The 16,509-nt window shown below is 34.2% G+C and carries 16 protein-coding genes, 5 tRNA genes and 1 pseudogene; 13 read left to right on the top strand and 9 right to left on the bottom strand.

What is annotated here, in order from left to right; genetic code table 11:
* Positions 1-20: 20 nt before the first annotated feature.
* The 6 genes from HX049_RS01555 to HX049_RS01530 form a co-directional block, all read right to left on the bottom strand.
* Positions 21-743 carry a DUF3667 domain-containing protein gene (locus HX049_RS01555; protein ID WP_286413543.1) on the bottom strand — a complete coding sequence of 241 codons (723 nt, stop codon included), beginning with the start codon at positions 741-743 and terminating at the stop codon, positions 21-23.
* A gap of 168 nt (positions 744-911) precedes the next feature.
* The gene (locus tag HX049_RS01550) at positions 912-1,442 is read right to left on the bottom strand and encodes a YceI family protein (protein ID WP_286413542.1); all 531 of its coding nucleotides are present in this window, start codon (positions 1,440-1,442) and stop codon (positions 912-914) included.
* A gap of 121 nt (positions 1,443-1,563) precedes the next feature.
* Positions 1,564-2,409 carry a DUF3806 domain-containing protein gene (locus tag HX049_RS01545; protein ID WP_286413541.1) on the bottom strand — a complete coding sequence of 282 codons (846 nt, stop codon included), beginning with the start codon at positions 2,407-2,409 and terminating at the stop codon, positions 1,564-1,566.
* A gap of 106 nt (positions 2,410-2,515) precedes the next feature.
* Complete coding sequence (locus HX049_RS01540) at positions 2,516-3,568, bottom strand: serine hydrolase domain-containing protein (protein WP_286413540.1); 1,053 nt, start codon at positions 3,566-3,568, stop codon at positions 2,516-2,518.
* A gap of 104 nt (positions 3,569-3,672) precedes the next feature.
* The gene (locus HX049_RS01535; protein WP_286413539.1) at positions 3,673-4,614 is read right to left on the bottom strand and encodes a DUF3806 domain-containing protein; all 942 of its coding nucleotides are present in this window, start codon (positions 4,612-4,614) and stop codon (positions 3,673-3,675) included.
* A 397-nt stretch (positions 4,615-5,011) separates the two neighbouring features.
* A complete protein-coding gene (locus HX049_RS01530) occupies positions 5,012-5,536 on the bottom strand; it encodes an RNA methyltransferase (protein ID WP_286413538.1) in 525 nt (174 codons plus the stop codon).
* Positions 5,537-5,768: 232 nt separating this feature from the next.
* On the opposite strand from HX049_RS01530, the gene HX049_RS01525 reads away from it, so the two are divergent.
* From HX049_RS01525 to HX049_RS01485, 9 genes are all read left to right on the top strand, one after another.
* Positions 5,769-6,056 carry a hypothetical protein gene (locus tag HX049_RS01525; RefSeq protein ID WP_286413537.1) on the top strand — a complete coding sequence of 96 codons (288 nt, stop codon included), beginning with the start codon at positions 5,769-5,771 and terminating at the stop codon, positions 6,054-6,056.
* 163 nt (positions 6,057-6,219) lie between these two features.
* Positions 6,220-6,738, top strand: coding sequence for an FUSC family protein (locus HX049_RS01520; RefSeq protein WP_286413536.1), 519 nt, complete (start codon positions 6,220-6,222; stop codon positions 6,736-6,738).
* Between the two features lie 71 nt (positions 6,739-6,809).
* Positions 6,810-9,407, top strand: coding sequence for a DNA mismatch repair protein MutS (gene mutS / locus HX049_RS01515; RefSeq protein WP_286413535.1), 2,598 nt, complete (start codon positions 6,810-6,812; stop codon positions 9,405-9,407).
* 201 nt (positions 9,408-9,608) lie between these two features.
* Positions 9,609-9,681 (top strand) — tRNA-Gly (locus HX049_RS01510).
* A 9-nt stretch (positions 9,682-9,690) separates the two neighbouring features.
* Positions 9,691-9,776 (top strand) — tRNA-Leu (locus HX049_RS01505).
* Between the two features lie 108 nt (positions 9,777-9,884).
* Positions 9,885-10,256, top strand: a complete 372-nt coding sequence (locus HX049_RS01500; protein WP_286413534.1) for a hypothetical protein — start codon at positions 9,885-9,887, stop codon at positions 10,254-10,256.
* 147 nt (positions 10,257-10,403) lie between these two features.
* Positions 10,404-10,489: transfer RNA gene (locus HX049_RS01495), tRNA-Leu, on the top strand.
* Between the two features lie 387 nt (positions 10,490-10,876).
* Positions 10,877-10,962, top strand: a tRNA-Leu gene (locus tag HX049_RS01490).
* 341 nt (positions 10,963-11,303) lie between these two features.
* Positions 11,304-11,389: transfer RNA gene (locus tag HX049_RS01485), tRNA-Leu, on the top strand.
* 742 nt (positions 11,390-12,131) lie between these two features.
* On the opposite strand, the pseudogene HX049_RS01480 reads toward HX049_RS01485, so the two are convergent.
* Both HX049_RS01480 and HX049_RS01475 read right to left on the bottom strand, forming a co-directional pair.
* Positions 12,132-12,914 (bottom strand): annotated as a pseudogene (locus tag HX049_RS01480) (recombinase family protein); the annotation flags it as partial.
* Positions 12,915-12,975: 61 nt separating this feature from the next.
* Positions 12,976-13,137 (bottom strand): hypothetical protein, encoded by a 162-nt coding sequence (locus HX049_RS01475; protein WP_286413533.1) that lies wholly within the window; start codon positions 13,135-13,137, stop codon positions 12,976-12,978.
* Positions 13,138-13,343: 206 nt separating this feature from the next.
* Here HX049_RS01475 and HX049_RS01470 point away from each other — a divergent pair, with 206 nt between their 5' ends.
* The 4 genes from HX049_RS01470 to HX049_RS01455 all read left to right on the top strand — a co-directional run bounded on the left by HX049_RS01470 (position 13,344) and on the right by HX049_RS01455 (position 15,665).
* The gene (locus HX049_RS01470; RefSeq protein ID WP_286413532.1) at positions 13,344-13,739 is read left to right on the top strand and encodes a helix-turn-helix domain-containing protein; all 396 of its coding nucleotides are present in this window, start codon (positions 13,344-13,346) and stop codon (positions 13,737-13,739) included.
* A gap of 137 nt (positions 13,740-13,876) precedes the next feature.
* Positions 13,877-14,560, top strand: a complete 684-nt coding sequence (locus HX049_RS01465; protein ID WP_286413531.1) for a nucleotidyl transferase AbiEii/AbiGii toxin family protein — start codon at positions 13,877-13,879, stop codon at positions 14,558-14,560.
* Positions 14,561-14,599: 39 nt separating this feature from the next.
* Entirely contained in the window at positions 14,600-14,917 is a 318-nt protein-coding gene (locus HX049_RS01460) for a DUF6922 domain-containing protein (protein WP_006260078.1), read from the top strand.
* A gap of 277 nt (positions 14,918-15,194) precedes the next feature.
* On the top strand, positions 15,195-15,665 hold the full coding sequence (locus tag HX049_RS01455; protein ID WP_286413530.1) for a JAB domain-containing protein: 471 nt from the start codon (positions 15,195-15,197) through the stop codon (positions 15,663-15,665).
* Between the two features lie 79 nt (positions 15,666-15,744).
* Here HX049_RS01455 and HX049_RS01450 read toward each other — a convergent pair whose 3' ends face one another.
* The gene (locus HX049_RS01450) at positions 15,745-16,179 is read right to left on the bottom strand and encodes a DUF3408 domain-containing protein (RefSeq protein WP_286413529.1); all 435 of its coding nucleotides are present in this window, start codon (positions 16,177-16,179) and stop codon (positions 15,745-15,747) included.
* Between the last annotated feature and the right edge of the window lie 330 nt (positions 16,180-16,509).

Below are 16,509 nucleotides of genomic sequence, written 5' to 3'. Positions count from 1 at the left end.
TATCATGGGACGTTCTTTATTTACTTACTTTGGAGTATGACATAATCAAGTAGCTCTCCTATTATAATCACTAATACTGAGAATGTAAGCATCCCTAAAACATAAGCAAAGAAAGCTTTCAAATAACTCTTTATACTTCTCACTTCAAAGAACTGGCCTATTCCCCAAGTACAATAAAGCACTCCTACCACTCCTGCAATCGCCATTAGATTAACCTTTACTATCCCTTGTATAATAGCAAACACAGAAAATATCAACATAGACATTCCTGTCACAAAGCACAATAGAATCAATATCTCAAATAAATTAAAATAGTGTTTTTTAAATAACACCTTAGCCCATACCGCTATAAACACTCCTATAATTATATTCATATACCCTGAATGAGTATCTCCCCAGAGAAATATACTATCTGCCACTCCTCCACCTCCTGAATGATGGTAAGAAACAAAACTCTCTATGTGAAAATAATGAGCAATAAGGGAATAAATAAGAGAAGCTATAATAATGAATATAATAGGCTTTACTAATTTACTTCTATCCTCAGTAATAAACTTCTGAACTGTAATACCTGGTTTTAGCAATAGTTCTTTTATAGTATAGAATATACCTTTCTCAACGTGTAAAACGTGGCTTATCTCATGCAAAACATAGTGACTATCTATTCTCTTTAGCTTAATTGATTCTCCACAATCAGGACAATATCCTGTTGATAAATCTGTATGAGACGTTTTACAACTCATTATTCTCTGTATATTAAGTTCAGTTATCTTATATAGTCATTACATAGTGACTAAGAAAACAAATATAATAAAATCACTTAATTCTCAAATACAAAAAAAAGCCTTCAAAGGATCCCTTTGAAGGCTTTCGCACTTGTATATTAAAAATTTACATCTATGAAGACATCATTAAGCTTTAGCGAACTGCACTTCAGCGAATAACTTAATATCCTCTCCTACTAACACTCCACCTGTCTCTAAACCAGCATTCCAAGTCAGTCCAAACTCTTTACGGTTAATCTTAGACTCTAGAGACAGTCCTATCTTAGTATTTCCCCATGGGTCTACTAGTACTCCACTATATTCTGTATTAAATGCTACCTCTTTTGTCACTCCCTTTATTGTTAGCATACCAGTTACTACATAGTAGTTGTCTGTTTTTTTCTGAATAGAAGTAGAAGTAAACACGATATCTTGATAAAGCTCTGTTTCGAAGAAATCCGCACTTTTTAGGTGAGTATCTCTATCTGCATTATTTGTATCTATAGAAGCTACCTTTGCTGTAAATGATATTTCTGAAGTTTCGAATGCTGCATCTACATTCTTAATTGTCGATGTGAAGTCATTAAACTTACCTGATACATTCGTAAACATCATGTGTTTTACTTTAAATCCTATTTCTGAATGTGTAGGGTCGATATTCCAAACTGTATTTGTCATAATAATTCTATTTTTTAAGGTTATAACCACTGTCTTATCAGTAGCGTTTTGTATGAGACAAATGTATAACCTCTAACACCCTCATACACTTAACCTAAATTAAGAACGTATCTAGCTACACTTATTCATTCTCGAACTGATCTTCTACAGATTGAAATATTTTATCTAATAAACGTGCTATTTGGATATGTTCTCCTGCTTCTAATCGAGAGACTACTAGACTAATCGGAAAAATAATAACCTCTGTATCCTTATACTGTAAAGCGTACTCATAGCCTAGGTCACCTTCTACACCTACCCATTCAAAATCGATATAATAATAACGAAGTAATGCCCCAAATAACAACCCTAACTTACCTAGATATTCTTTATCCTTTAGATCAAAGCACTGCTCATCGAATAACCACTGCAGAATGTCTAACGCTTTACCAGAATCAAATACTGGTTTTAGCTCATATTTATTTGCTCCTAAGAGTGTGCTTACGCTAGACTCTATAAACTCGAGTTCTTCAGGAGTCAGTGTTTGACTACAGTGTTCTTCATTAAGGACTATCCCTACGTACTCTATCATCTGTACTACCTCTTCTAGATAATCTCTTTCTAACTCAGAATTTACATCTGACTGACTGATGAATAATTGTAGCTCAAAGCGTACATTGTTATACAGTACAGAATACTCATAGATATATAGATCTTCTATCTCTAGCTCTGTCATATAATAGAACTTATCTCCCACCTCCTTTACCTCCACTTCTATATGACTCGCTTCAGTAGTAAAGTCCTCTAACACCTGCTCGAAGTCAAAGTCGTCTCCCCCTACTGTTTTTATATCATACACAGAGATATAAGGCAGATAACTCACTCCATCTTTAGTCAAGAAAAACCCTCCATAATCTGCTAACTCTACATCATACTCATCAGGTATTACTAATACTAACTTCTCTACTCCTAAATCTATATATTGCATACACGTTACTTATGATCCTTAGATAAATATACCTTTTTTATTGTAGTCATAAAAGTTATATTACCATCTTATAAAAAAAGCTAACCATTGCGTTAGCTTGTCTATTTTAGTCCTTTTCTTTCAGCAGTTTATACTCTTTATGATACAGCATATTCACAATACTAAGAAACACCTCATTAGGTACCTGCTGAGCGTTACTACTATAAGCTATAGATACTTCATCATCAGGATTGTATACTAGCATCGTATGCGTCCCTAGTGTATCTCCACCATGTCCATAGAAGCATACATCGTCATAGACTAAATGCATTATACCTCTCCCATATTTACCTTCTATCTTTTTGGGCAACATTGATTCTAAAGATGCTGATGTAATTACTTTGCCTTGAAATAAATTATAAATAAAGATATTCAACTCTTTAGTAGTCGTAGTCAAATCTCCCACACCTATAATGTTCATCGGGTTAATGTCTACCATTTCTACCCATTTCCCATATTCAAACTGATATGGCTTATGCACATAGATAGGCATAGATTTAGCAGAGTATGTACTTTTTAACTGCAATGGATTCACGATGTACTGATTGATTAATAAATGATATGGCTTATCAGTCACCTTCTCTATTATTTTAGTCAATAGATAATAAGCCGAATTAGAATATGCTCTATCTGTATCAGGAGCAAACTTCACTCCTTGTTCTTTAATCAGATTAAGTATCTCCTGCTCTGTCACTTTCTCTGTTACCCACACTTCACCATTTTTGACTACATAGCTACCTAGTCCACTACTGTGATCTAATAGATTCTTGATCGTGATACGATCAGCATTAGGCATATCAGAGTAGAAGTCAGATAACTTAGTGGTCAATTCTAATTTGCCCTCTTCTATTAACTTAAATATAATCACAGCAGTATAAAGCTTAGTCACAGAGCCTATCTGATACATCTTATTCTCATCAGACGAGGTGTCAGGTAAATTATCATGTCCAAAGTCTTTATGATAGACTTCTTCTCCTTTTTTAAAAATAGAGAGACTACCTGCTTCTGTATTATTTTTAGAAACCTCGTCTAAATAATGATCTAACTTATACTTCTGTATCTCTTGTCCAAATACAACAGAAGATAGCATCAGCACGAGCAATAATATCTTGGTGTTCATCCTAATCATTTTAATGTATTATAATTAATTATGAGCTATTACACTAAAAATGTTACAGCTATACATAGGTAAAAAGAGAATCAATCTCTTGACCATTATTCTTATTAATAATTATACTCTAGTCGTGTATACCCTTTATCACGCTCTATTCCAGTCTCTATATGCTGTACCACATCCTCCATTAAGGCTATTACATCGATGTCTACCTCATCTTCTATTCGCTTAGTAATCATCGAAATCGGAAAACATTGCAAAGCATAATCTTGATATTGCAACGCCAACTCTCTACCATACTGATCATGTACCACTATCCAATGAAAATCACTGTACTGATACTGAAAACATGCTCCGAACAAGATACCTAGTGCCTGATGGTATTCATAATCATTCACCGCATACTCTCTTAGATTCAGTATTTCCTGTAACTTCGTTATAGAGTCGCCACTCTCGTGATAAGTCTGAAGGTCTTCTGCCGCTATCCCTAATATTTTAGCCGATGCTGTCTCTAGACGTACTACATCATCATACTTAGGCTCTAGTAATGGAAACTCTAGAGAAGATAGACTATCTATACTTCTGATCATTTCCTCTATTTCTTTTAGATAGACTGCTAACTCATCACTCCCACTATCCTCTTTATTCGCAGTCAATGATACTATGACAATATCATCACCATACATCACTTCGAATAGGTGCATATATAGCTCCTCTTCATCTTCATTAACATAAGAGAAATAACTTTTTCCTTTATATGTCACAGCCTCTGCATTCTTCTGACGGGCTTTATCCTTAAAGTCTTGAAGAAGGACTTTCTGTGTCACTCCCTCAGCTCTCTTAAAAGAGATGACACTAAATCTAATCAGAGGTTCATCATCATCCTCGCCTCTGTATAGTATCACAGTACTATCCCCATCATTACAACTATAATAATGACTTGGTCCTTTTATGACAGTCTGTCCATTTCCTATTTCGAATATCTTCATTACTTCTCTTTTATTTATCTCAAAGATATTATTTAGTCCATTACTATAACGTGATAATATCATTAAATTATACATGTTACCTTGCCTTATTTTGATTATTTTGACTGCTTATGACCATGCTGTATCCCACTCATAAACGTTATAAAGTCAATGAAATGCAATATTTGTACAGATGTTGTTCGGATACAGTTTTGCTATTCTTCGGTAAAAAGGTCTTTATCCGAGCAAAACCAAAGCTTCACCCAAGTACTACCCGAACGATTCTAGTCAAGAACAAAACAAACAACTAATTATCAACTAATTAATACAAATCATATTCTCCATATGAGGTCAATAACTCCATGATAATTCATTATCTCCACTAGAGGGCATTACAGGTCAATATTTTCTGCTATATAAACATAAAAAAAAGCTACTCCTGTATGAAGTAGCTCTTCGCTATATAATTGTTGTCTCAGTATTACATCTGTTGGAATAAGTCCCAGATTACAATCCCTGCACTTACAGAGATATTTAAAGAATGCTTCGTGCCTAGCTGTGGTATCTCGATCACTCCATCACTTAAGTTTACCACCTCTTGATTAACTCCTTTTACCTCATTACCGAATACTAATGCATATTTCGCTCCTTCTGATATCTTAAAGTCATTTAGCATCACGCTATTCTCTACCTGCTCTACAGACTGTACAGATACACCACTTTCTTTTAATGACTTCACTACCTCTACTACATCCTTAGCATATTCCCACTCTACAGTTTCGGTTGCCCCTAGAGCTGTTTTGTGTATTTCTTTATTTGGAGGGGTAGCCGTGATACCACATAGATATACTTTCTCAACTAAAAAAGCATCGCACGTTCTGAACACAGACCCAATATTATGTAAACTTCTTACATCATCTAAAACTACAATAATAGGTGTTTTCTCAGAAGCTTTAAACTCTTCTACATTTTTACGATCCAATTCGCTATTGGCTAATTTACGCATGACTTAAAAATTTTAGCAAAAATACTATTTATCAAATGGATTACTCTCATCTAGATTTTATTTTTAACTAATTATCCATTAATCAATAGAATTACACCTCATAAAAAGGTAACACTATTCAAACACAACAACCTCATTAATATACTTTTAAAACAATAACTACTCTCTCCTTCCTTACATTTTTCTCATACATTGACTAACTTTGTTATAAACCAACAAAGCCACCACCACCATGACTAAGAAAGTATTAAACCAACTGGCTCTGCTCACCGTATTAAACAATCTAGTTTTTGTGGTTATACTTCAGGGCTCACTTATTTCGGACTTTGTTCAAAGCCCTAAATATGTACATCTGATAGAATTAGCTTGGATATTGTCTCTGACAGGACTGATTATCTTTCCGACGATTATCTGTACCTTACTAGAATCTAAACAAATCTGTGTTCAGAAATTCCCAATACTAGCCATCTTACTATCCATTATCTCTATTATATTTTTTGCATGTACTAGTATTTCGTAATTTCTAGCTTGAGATAGACCTAAATTGTCATAAGTCTTCTTTATCTTGTTTTTTACTATTTTTTAACATTATTTCATACTTTTCAGCTAGATAAAAAACAGAAATAAGATATTATTGCAATATCGAATGAGAGTTCCTACCTTTGCACACTCAAAAAAAATCTATGGTAAGAACTCTCATAACTAGAATTATAACATCCCCAGTCATTATCTATACAACCAGATGCTTTATCGGGTTTTATATCGGATATCTACTATTCTTAAAATATCCTAACTATGAAATCCTGTGGACTTTAATCTCTATTATGCTAGTTATCTCACCAGAAGGTCAGAATTCTAAAAAGCTATCTGTAGAACGATTTAAGTCAAATCTAGTAGGGTCTGCTGTCGGCTTAGTCTGTTTAGAGATTCATCCTAATCCTGATTTTCTCATCAGTCTATTAGGTGTATTTCTGACTATTATGACTTGTTATTTATTCAAGATATTAAATATGGCTCGCGTAGCCTTAGTAGCCCTTATCATTATACTCGTACAGCCACATACTGCTAGCTCAGTAGAGGCTACTCCCCTGTTTAGATGCTTAGCAGTAACCTTAGGGTGTGTGATCGGTCTGACTATAACGGTGCTTACTTCTATGATCATACGCAGACTAAAAAGGTATTATGGAATACCACTCTCTTAGAAGTTCATTAAGCAAATAGCGTTTGTAAAATGTATCTGTTATATTTGTAATTTGAAACACAAAACTACATTATGACTGCTAAAGCGAAAGCACCTAAGGAAACTCCATTAATGAAACAATACAACGATATAAAAGCCAAGTATCCTGATGCTTGTCTATTATTTCGCGTAGGAGATTTTTACGAGACATTCGGTGAAGACGCTGTCAGAGCATCTAAAATATTAGGCATTACATTAACCAAACGAAGTGCAGGTACAGCTAGTGAAACAGAATTAGCAGGTTTTCCTCATCACTCGATTAATGTATACCTACCTAAGTTAGTCAAAGCTGGACTAAGAGTAGCTATCTGTGACCAGCTAGAAGACCCTAAGACAACTAAAACTATTGTCAAAAGAGGAGTTACTGAATTAGTAACACCTGGTGTTGCCCTAAATGATGAAGTATTACATTCTAAATCTAACAACTTCTTATGTGCAATACACTTTGCTAAAAAGACAATCGGTATATCATTCTTAGATGTTTCTACAGGAGAATTTTTGACTACTGAAGGAGATCAAGATTATATAGATAAACTATTACAGAACTTTGCCCCTAGTGAGATCCTTGTACAGAAGAGTAATAAGACACACTTCTTACAGAACTACGGGACTACTTATAATCTATTCTTACTAGATGACTGGGTATTCAAGACAGACTTTGCCTTTGAGTCTTTGACCACTCATTTTAAAACTAATTCCCTAAAAGGTTTTGGGGTAGAAGATTTAGTAGAAGGGACGATAGCTTGTGGAGCGATACTATATTACCTGTCAGAGACACAGCATACTAGACTAGAACATATCTCTAATATACAGCGTATCGCTGAAGATGCGTATGTGTGGATGGATCGTTTTACGATCAGAAACTTAGAGCTATACAACAGTGCTAACCTAAATGCGATAACGCTATTAGACGTGATAGATAAGACCTTATCTCCTATGGGAGGTCGTCTACTGAAGCGTTGGCTAGCGTTACCTCTTAAGGATACTAAAAAGATTACGGATAGACATAATATCGTAGAGATACTAAAAGAGAACAGTGAACTCCTGACACTCTTCCAAACCCAAATAAAGAAGATATCAGACCTAGAACGATTAATCTCTAAGATCGCTACTGGTAAGGTATCTCCTAGAGAGCTAATCTACCTAAATGATTCGTTAGATGCTATTATTCCAATCAAGGAGACTGCCCAAAAAAGTAGTAATGATTCTCTAAAACAAATGGGGAATACACTACATGGGTGTGAGCTACTAAGAGAAAAGATTAGAACTACCATAAGTGCAGATGCTCCTGTAGCTATAGCAAAAGGAAATGCTATAGCAGAAGGTGTACACCCAGAGTTAGACGAACTGCGCAAAATATCTACTTCTGGTAAAGAGTTACTAGAAGCTATGGAGGTTAGAGAGAGTGAGAAAACAGGTATTCCATCGCTTAAAATATCGTTTAACAACGTGTTCGGCTACTATATCGAAGTGCGTAATACGCATAAAAACAAAGTACCTGCTGAGTGGATTAGGAAGCAGACACTCGTGAATGCAGAGCGTTACATCACAGAAGAATTAAAAGAATACGAGACTAAAATACTAGGTGCAGAAGAGAAAATCTATAAGCTAGAGAACGAATTATTCGAACAGTTCGTAGCTTGGTGCGCTCAATATATCAAACCTGTACAGCTAAATGCTAATCTTATCGCACAGCTAGACTGTCTGAGCTCTTTCGCACAGCAGGCTATTGAGAATAACTATGTAAGACCACTGATAGACGACTCTTATGAACTAGATATAAAAGATGGCCGTCACCCTGTGATCGAGAAACAGCTAGCGTATGACACACCTTATATCACGAATGATGTCTATCTGAACAATAAGGAACAACAGATCATCATGATCACTGGGCCTAATATGTCTGGTAAGTCTGCTATCCTTAGACAGACAGCACTTATCGTACTGTTAGCTCAGATGGGTAGTTTTGTCCCTGCTAGAGAAGTACGCATGGGACCAGTAGATAAGATATTCACACGTGTGGGGGCATCTGATAATATCTCGATGGGAGAATCTACCTTCATGGTGGAGATGAATGAGACAGCCTCTATCCTAAATAATATATCAGATAGAAGTTTAGTCCTTTTAGACGAAATCGGACGAGGTACAAGTACCTACGATGGTATCTCTATAGCCTGGGCTATCGCAGAGTATCTACATCAGCATCCTGGTAAGCCTAAGACACTATTCGCTACTCACTATCACGAGCTGAATGATATGTCTCAAAACTTCGACGGAATAAAGAACTATAATGTCTCTGTCAAAGAGCTTAAAGACAATGTGCTATTCTTGAGAAAACTAGTACCTGGTGGTAGTGCACACAGTTTTGGTATCCATGTAGCTAAGATGGCAGGTATGCCTAACACAGTGCTAAAACGTGCAGAAAAGATGTTAAAGCAACTAGAGAAAGGACATGCTAAAGATCAGCAACCGCTGAAAGCAGTAGAAAATGATCTACAACTAAGTTTCTTTAATCTAGATGATCCTCTATTAGAAGAATTAAAAGAAGATATCCTTGCTATAGACGTCAATAATATCACACCAATAGAAGCGATTATGAAGATAAATGAGTTAAAGAAAAAACTAAAGTAATATAGAGAAGGAAGCTCGAATGAGCTTCCTTTCACTTTTTAAACAAAAACCTTTGTAAAAAGGCATGAACACAGGCTTTGTAAATCAATGAGTTAAAAAATATCTTTCTTTTTTAGTCATTTTTTATTTGGATAAACAAAAAAACGTTCTATATTTGCACTCGTAATACAGAAGTAAAGCGAAGTTCTTAAAAAACATTATGCGAAAATAGCTCAGTTGGTAGAGCGCAACCTTGCCAAGGTTGAGGTCGCGGGTTCGAACCCCGTTTTTCGCTCTACATCATGCTCGAGTGGTGGAAGTGGTAGACACGCTGGACTTAAAATCCAGTGGGTAGTAATGCCCGTGCGGGTTCAAGTCCCGCCTCGAGTACAAAATCCCAAGTTAACGCTTGGGATTTTTTTTTGTCCCCTTTAGAAATGTCATCCCCTTAGATATTTCTGTAAAAGTAAATTTCTTTAATTTTGTTTCTTAATTGATATGAGTGCATTCGTAATTAGTTTAAAAGATAACGGAAAGTATAAGTACACTTTTGAACACAGAAGAGGTAAAACATTAATGACTAGTGTAGAGTATCCTAGTGTAGAAGCTATTCATTCTACTATAGAATTTCTAAGAACTAACTATGATTCTCTAAACTTCATTAAGTTTAAAACTCCATCAGGTAAGTCTTACTTCAGACTAGCAATAGATAAAAAGATCTATGCCAACAGTAGAAGATTCAATACCGAACTAAGATTTGAAAAGGCAATGGACGAGATTAAATCAAACTTTGCTAACGCTGAGATACTTGATTTATCTTTAGATATCTTTGGAAGTTTCCCTTCAGAAGATATATTTGATACGGAGTAAGTATAATCTAGCTCTTATAAAAAACTGATTTACAGGACTCCATAAAATCGTTTAAAAAAAATAAAAAAAGTCTTTTTATTTAATAGAAAAACATTCTATATTTGCCCTCGCAATCACGAAAAAACGTGTGCAGTCAATGCCAATTGAGCTCGAGTGGTGGAAGTGGTAGACACGCTGGACTTAAAATCCAGTGGGTAGTAATGCCCGTGCGGGTTCAAGTCCCGCCTCGAGTACAAAGAATCCCAAGCTAACGCTTGGGATTTTTTTTGTTTATAAAAGTTATATTCGCCAACTAGATCATCCTATGACCTTCCCTTCTATTAACATCAATCTAATAGTCGTTACTCTGTTCATGTGAAATATAATTTTCCAATATTTTAATGAAAAAGAACAAATTCTATATAACGCTTAAAATCTAAATAGGCATTGTACTAGTAAAAGGGGATTAGCAAAAACATATATTCAAAACTTATTAAACTAACAGTAAATGAGTTAGAAGAACTGAAAAACAAAACAGAATAATTCTCAGTAAAAAACACTCTGTTTTTCTTGCACACTAAAAAACAATACTCTATTTTTGCACTCGCAATACAGAAATAGTATCGCAGTCTACAGAAGACGCTCGAGTGGTGGAAGTGGTAGACACGCTGGACTTAAAATCCAGTGGGTAGTAATGCCCGTGCGGGTTCAAGTCCCGCCTCGAGTACAAAGAATCCCAAGCTAACGCTTGGGATTTTTTATTTTATATACCCTGATCTCAATATCGACATCCGATAGAAAACACAATACTACAATAGTGTTGATTTCATAGAGCGAACACTCTTTCGCCTTACTAATTCCAATACATCAGTAAGCTTGATTAGAATTCAATTCCTCCTTATTAAATTATTTTCAAAAAGAACACTCAATAACCACCTATTAATCAACAAACAAGAATATTCTAATCTTTTTTATTTATAAAAACATATTTTATTAGTTGTATAGTAAAAAATAATATTCTACATTTGCACTCGCAATACAGAAGTAGTATCGCAGTCTACAGAAGACGCTCGAGTGGTGGAAGTGGTAGACACGCTGGACTTAAAATCCAGTGGGTAGTAATGCCCGTGCGGGTTCAAGTCCCGCCTTGAGTACTAAACGGGAGAATTGAATTTTTTGTTCATTTCTCCCGTTTTCATTTTCAGCTATTTCATTATTTATCAACAGGATAGACCTTACTAAAACATTAATTCTATCGGTTCGATAAATTTTCCCATCAAAAACTACTTTCTCTGGAAAGATTGAACCTATTATTCTTCTTTTCATTGATATATCTGCCTGAGCGTAGAGTGTACCTATGTTTGCAATTACTTCTATTGCTTTGTTCAATATTTTATTAATGTCAATCTTTACCTTGCTATTCTCTTTCATTAATTGTGTTTCTAACACTTCAAGTTCTGCTTTATTCGATTTTTTGATTTCAAGATAATCCTCATCATCAAGTGTTCCACTTAATAATTTTGTTCTTGCCATACTAAGTTGAGCGTTTATTCTTTCTATCTCATTTAGCAGTGTTTTCTTTTGATCAATTGGATTCTTTAATATCTTGTTATAGGTATCTAACAAATGTTTCTTTAAACGGATTAAAAATGCCTCGTTTAATTGTAATTGATGTAATCCCTCTTCAAATATTAAGTTTGCCTTGCTTGCACTATGTCTAAACCCACATGAGCCTATACAGTGATAGTAATAATAACTGTTGTTTCTACCCTTTGATAAACTACCTGTTAAGTTTCTACTACACTTAGGACAAACTAAAAATCCCCTTAGTGGTAAATTCTCATCTGATAATACTTTTGTGTTTGGTAGTTCCTTTCTTACTTTTCCATCTAATACTTCTTGAACATTATCAAACAATTCTGTTGTGATTAATGCTTCGTGTAGTCCATCGACAAAGTGAGCTTCTTCGTCTTTGTGCTTAGGTATAAATATCTTTCCACAATATAAAGGATTGCGAATCGCTACGTGAAAAGCACTCTTACTAAGGCTACGAGGACTAAACTTATTCATCTCTAAGCGTATCTGATTAGCGGCTAATAATCCCTTGGCAATTTCTTCAAAAGCCCAAACTAACGCTTTAGCTTCTAATTCCTTTACAGCGATATACTTTGTTCCATCCTCTTTACTCCTATTTATATATCCAAAGGGAGCTTTACCCATCAACCTTCCCTCCCTCTTAGCTCTTCTCATACCGTGATATACATTAAGTGCTCTACGGTCATTCTCTACCTCTGGAGCCGCTAAGTAAATCGCAAGCATTATTTTATTTTCGGGAATAGATAAATCTAAGGGTTGTTCAATAGCTTGTAATTCGATGCCTAATTTGGTTAATTCACTAAGCATTTGATACGCATCACCAGCGTTACGACTAAACCGATCCCACTTGGTAAATAACAACAAGTTGGTTTTATTGCTTCGCTTACGCAATTCTTTCATTAATGCAATCCAAGAGGGACGATTAAAACTTTTAGCTGAATGATCCTCTAAGATAACCTTGCCTACTTGAATATCGTTTGATTGGCAAAAGCGTCGAAGTCGCTCTTCTTGATCTCTTTGAGAATAACCTTTATCAGCTTGCTCATCCGTTGAAACACGGATATACAAATCTGCTATTTTCATAGGTTAATTATTTAATTTGACACAATTGTTTTGGTTGGAAGTGTATAAATATACAAATAACTTACTCTATATCAAAGTATTCCTTAAACACAAAGCGTGTTAATGTGTACAAAAACTCCAATACAATAGCTGTTTCTTCTTCTGTTAAATCTATTCCCTCTTTCTCAAAGTAAGTCCTTCCCTCTTCTATTGGAATTTTCGGAATTTCAAGTTTTGTTCTCATAATGTTACCTTTTACTGAAAAATAGCCAGTGGATTATCTCAGTATGATTTTTTGGCAATCATAGGTCGTACTTGGTGCTATACTGTACCCTTATTTCACGAAGCCGAATTAAATTTCTATTCTTACAGGATATTTTATAACTTTACCTTTCAATCTTTTTTAATCTTTGGCTTTCTTTTGAGCCTGCTTAATTCTGCTAATCAATTATGGAACATAAAATACATCAAGGAAGAAACGTAAAACGTTTTAGAGAAATGCTTGGAATCAAACAAGAAGTTCTTGCTTTTGACTTAGGAGAAGATTGGAATCAAAAGAAGATATCTGTTTTAGAACAGAAAGAGATAATTGATAATTCTCTACTACTACAGATTTCTAAGGTACTTAACATACCTGTTGAAGCATTTGAGAATTTTGATGAACAGCAAGCGATTAATATGATATCTAATTCTGTCTCATTTGAAAATTGTCAACAACCTTCTTTTTTTAATTATCAGCCAAATTTCAATCCAATTGATAAAATGATTGAATTATATGAGCGTATGTTGCAACAACAAAAAGAGATGATTGAAAAATTAGAGAAGATAATAGAAGATAAAAAATAACATTACTCAAGATATTATAAAAGCTTAATCTTTCGATTAGGCTTTTTTTGTGCATTATAAAGCCAAATAACTCCATAGGGAGTCAATAACATAACATGGGAGTTTTTCAGGAATACTTTTCTGAAAAATTTTAAATTATGTTACATAAAGACACCGTTATCAATGAGCTTTGGGATTTACTTCAAAAGCTTATGCAAGATGAAAAATTAAAAGATTTTATTCTTGTAGGGGGAACCGCATTAAGTCTACAGATAGGTCATCGAATTAGTATTGATATAGACCTATTTTCGACCAAAGATTTTGATTATAAATCGATCTCAAAACATTTAAAACAAAAACTTAATGCCACTGTAAAGGAAATGTTTAACAATACTATCTTAATGGATATCAATCAGGTTAAAGTAGACATTATTGCACATAAATACCCTTTACAAAAAGAAGTATTGCATATAGATAATGTACGATTAGCTTCACTGGAAGATATTGGAGCAATGAAACTTCATGCTATTTTTCAAAGCGGAACACGTATCAAAGACTTTGTTGATATGTATTTTCTTTTAGAGCACAATCCTTTGCAAACCTATTTAGATGCTTATAAAAACAAGTATAATGGTAATACAGCATTAGCATCCTATGCATTAACTTTTTATGAGAATATCTATCGAGATTTTGAGGTTACCTTGATGCATGGAAAAGAAAGTAATTGGGGTACAATGAAAGAACGTTTAGAAAAAGCTGTTGCAAATCCCTCTTTTAAATTCGATTTAGAACCCGATAAAAAAATAGAGCAACATGTTAGAAAAAGAGGAATACGCAGATAAACAGTTGCTTAACCTTCATAAAATCATTATATTTATAATATGAAAAAAGAACAAAAACTAACTGATATTTCAACTTTAGGAACTCAATTATTTTGGGACACTGACATTAATAAGCTTGATTATCAGAAAGCATATATTCCCATTATAGTACGTGTAATTGAACGTGGCGATCAGAGTGAAATAGATGAAATCGTTCGGTTGTATAGCAAAGAAAAAGTGCTTCTTACAATATGTAAGGAGATTAAGTTCTTACCTAATTACGCTATTGAAAGAGCCATTAGATTTTTTCCAGAACTTAGAAAAGAAGATATGCTTTGTTATCAAAACAGAAAAGATAAATCCTATCATTGGATATAAACAATAAAAAAAGGTAGAATTACTATGGACGGTATTCTACCTTTTTCTTTTTTAGATAGTATTGTAAAAGCAATTACTGAGCTTGGGTATTATTTATACATTAATTATAGTTTATTTTTTATTAATAATTGCACAAAGTTAGGCAATGCCCAGCGGTTCGCTAACAAGAAATTCCCCCATAAATGCTTGACTAAAGTCTTCGCTTTATTGCGTTGCTTCTTGCGCTCGCTAAGCCATTACCAATTGTGGCTCCATAATTAATTTAAAATTTAATAGTATGGAAACTACAGTTTTAAACAAAGAATGGCTTATCGCATCAGAAGTAGAATTGATCTACAAATCAAAAGTGAAGGCTTCACAGAGACCTCAAATTACATCTTCTTACAGTGCCTATCAAATAGCATTAAAGGCTTGGGATAGTAATAAGATTGAATTATTAGAACAGTTTAAAGTACTTATGCTTTCAAACAACAACAAAGTACTTGGAGTATTAGAAGTTTCCTCAGGAGGGATAACAGGTACAATAGTAGATTTAAGAATCATTTTCTCCGCTCTTTTAAAAGCGCATGCTACAGCATTCTTGATTGTACATAATCATCCGTCAGGAAAATTAGCTCCAAGTGATGCTGATAGACAAATTACAAGAAAGATTAAAGAAGCAAGCAAAATACTTGATATTACTCTTTTAGATCATTTAATTATAACAGCAGAGAGTTACTACTCTTTTGCAGATGAAGGCATCTTATAAGGTGCCTTTGTTTTTTTAAAGAAGTAAAACTGTAAAGGTGCTTTTACAGTTTTACTTCTTTATTTTTTTAGTGAAATACTTAAAAGATAGGTTTGTTCTTTTCATTAAAGCTTGTAGTTATCTGCTGTTCGAACTCATTGAAATGATGCTCTAGTAGATTATAGAGATAAGCATAGATAGTCAGTTTATCATCCGCAATGACCTGAACAATACGAGAAAGGATTTTGTGGTGTTCGGGGTCTATATACACCGATTTCCCATGACGTGCTGTACTTTTGACATCTTTTAAAAAGAATTCTTCATAATCTACTACTTTATATTCTTTAGTAGAGTTCTGTTCTTTTTTTACACGCTTTTGCTTCTTTGGTATCTCTTTAGTTTCTTCTTGCTCATCTCTTATACCAGGGGCATTGAGTTCAGCCTCTGTAAATCCATTAGGTCTTAGTCCATCAACCATTAGTGCCATCATTGCCTCTTCGTCAATTCTCTGTTTCTTTTTAAATTCTTCTTCCATAATTTCTAGTTCTTTTATCTGTTTATAATTCCGTTCATTTCTCTATGTTGTTAACCAATCGCAATTTTGTCTGTTTAGCTCTAACTCCAAAGTTTCAGACATTAAACTGTATAAAGGTTTTATCACAAGTCTATTTGTACGTTTAATCGTTGGGAGCTCTGTAAAGCCATAGCTACGATTTTACGCTTGTCTAACCAAAGCATTGATTGCTTTGACAAATAACTGTAAATAGAGACAAATAATACATAAAAAGGCACTTAAGTGGCGTAATTGACGTTAAATCATATAGTTACACAAAGTGTTTGCATTAGAAAAAACATATTGTAAATA

It is taken from the genome of Myroides odoratimimus (assembly GCF_030326305.1).
Classification (GTDB): domain Bacteria; phylum Bacteroidota; class Bacteroidia; order Flavobacteriales; family Flavobacteriaceae; genus Flavobacterium; species Flavobacterium odoratimimum_A.
This window is presented reverse-complemented; position numbering and strand designations above follow the sequence as displayed.

Bases quoted from the DNA above. Each gene is read 5' to 3' on its own strand.
- HX049_RS01525 (WP_286413537.1), top strand. From the start codon at position 5,769: ATGACTAAGAAAGTATTAAACCAACTGGCTCTGCTCACCGTATTAAAC.
- HX049_RS01470 (WP_286413532.1), top strand. From the start codon at position 13,344: ATGGAACATAAAATACATCAAGGAAGAAACGTAAAACGTTTTAGAGAA.
- HX049_RS01455 (WP_286413530.1), top strand. From the start codon at position 15,195: ATGGAAACTACAGTTTTAAACAAAGAATGGCTTATCGCATCAGAAGTA.
- HX049_RS01475 (WP_286413533.1), bottom strand. From the start codon at position 13,137: ATGAGAACAAAACTTGAAATTCCGAAAATTCCAATAGAAGAGGGAAGG.
- HX049_RS01550 (WP_286413542.1), bottom strand. From the start codon at position 1,442: ATGACAAATACAGTTTGGAATATCGACCCTACACATTCAGAAATAGGA.
- HX049_RS01530 (WP_286413538.1), bottom strand. From the start codon at position 5,536: ATGCGTAAATTAGCCAATAGCGAATTGGATCGTAAAAATGTAGAAGAG.
- HX049_RS01535 (WP_286413539.1), bottom strand. From the start codon at position 4,614: ATGATATTATCACGTTATAGTAATGGACTAAATAATATCTTTGAGATA.
- HX049_RS01450 (WP_286413529.1), bottom strand. From the start codon at position 16,179: ATGGAAGAAGAATTTAAAAAGAAACAGAGAATTGACGAAGAGGCAATG.
- HX049_RS01555 (WP_286413543.1), bottom strand. From the start codon at position 743: ATGAGTTGTAAAACGTCTCATACAGATTTATCAACAGGATATTGTCCT.
- HX049_RS01545 (WP_286413541.1), bottom strand. From the start codon at position 2,409: ATGCAATATATAGATTTAGGAGTAGAGAAGTTAGTATTAGTAATACCT.
- HX049_RS01540 (WP_286413540.1), bottom strand. From the start codon at position 3,568: ATGAACACCAAGATATTATTGCTCGTGCTGATGCTATCTTCTGTTGTA.
- mutS (WP_286413535.1), top strand. From the start codon at position 6,810: ATGACTGCTAAAGCGAAAGCACCTAAGGAAACTCCATTAATGAAACAA.
- HX049_RS01460 (WP_006260078.1), top strand. From the start codon at position 14,600: ATGAAAAAAGAACAAAAACTAACTGATATTTCAACTTTAGGAACTCAA.
- HX049_RS01520 (WP_286413536.1), top strand. From the start codon at position 6,220: ATGGTAAGAACTCTCATAACTAGAATTATAACATCCCCAGTCATTATC.
- HX049_RS01465 (WP_286413531.1), top strand. From the start codon at position 13,877: ATGTTACATAAAGACACCGTTATCAATGAGCTTTGGGATTTACTTCAA.
- HX049_RS01500 (WP_286413534.1), top strand. From the start codon at position 9,885: ATGAGTGCATTCGTAATTAGTTTAAAAGATAACGGAAAGTATAAGTAC.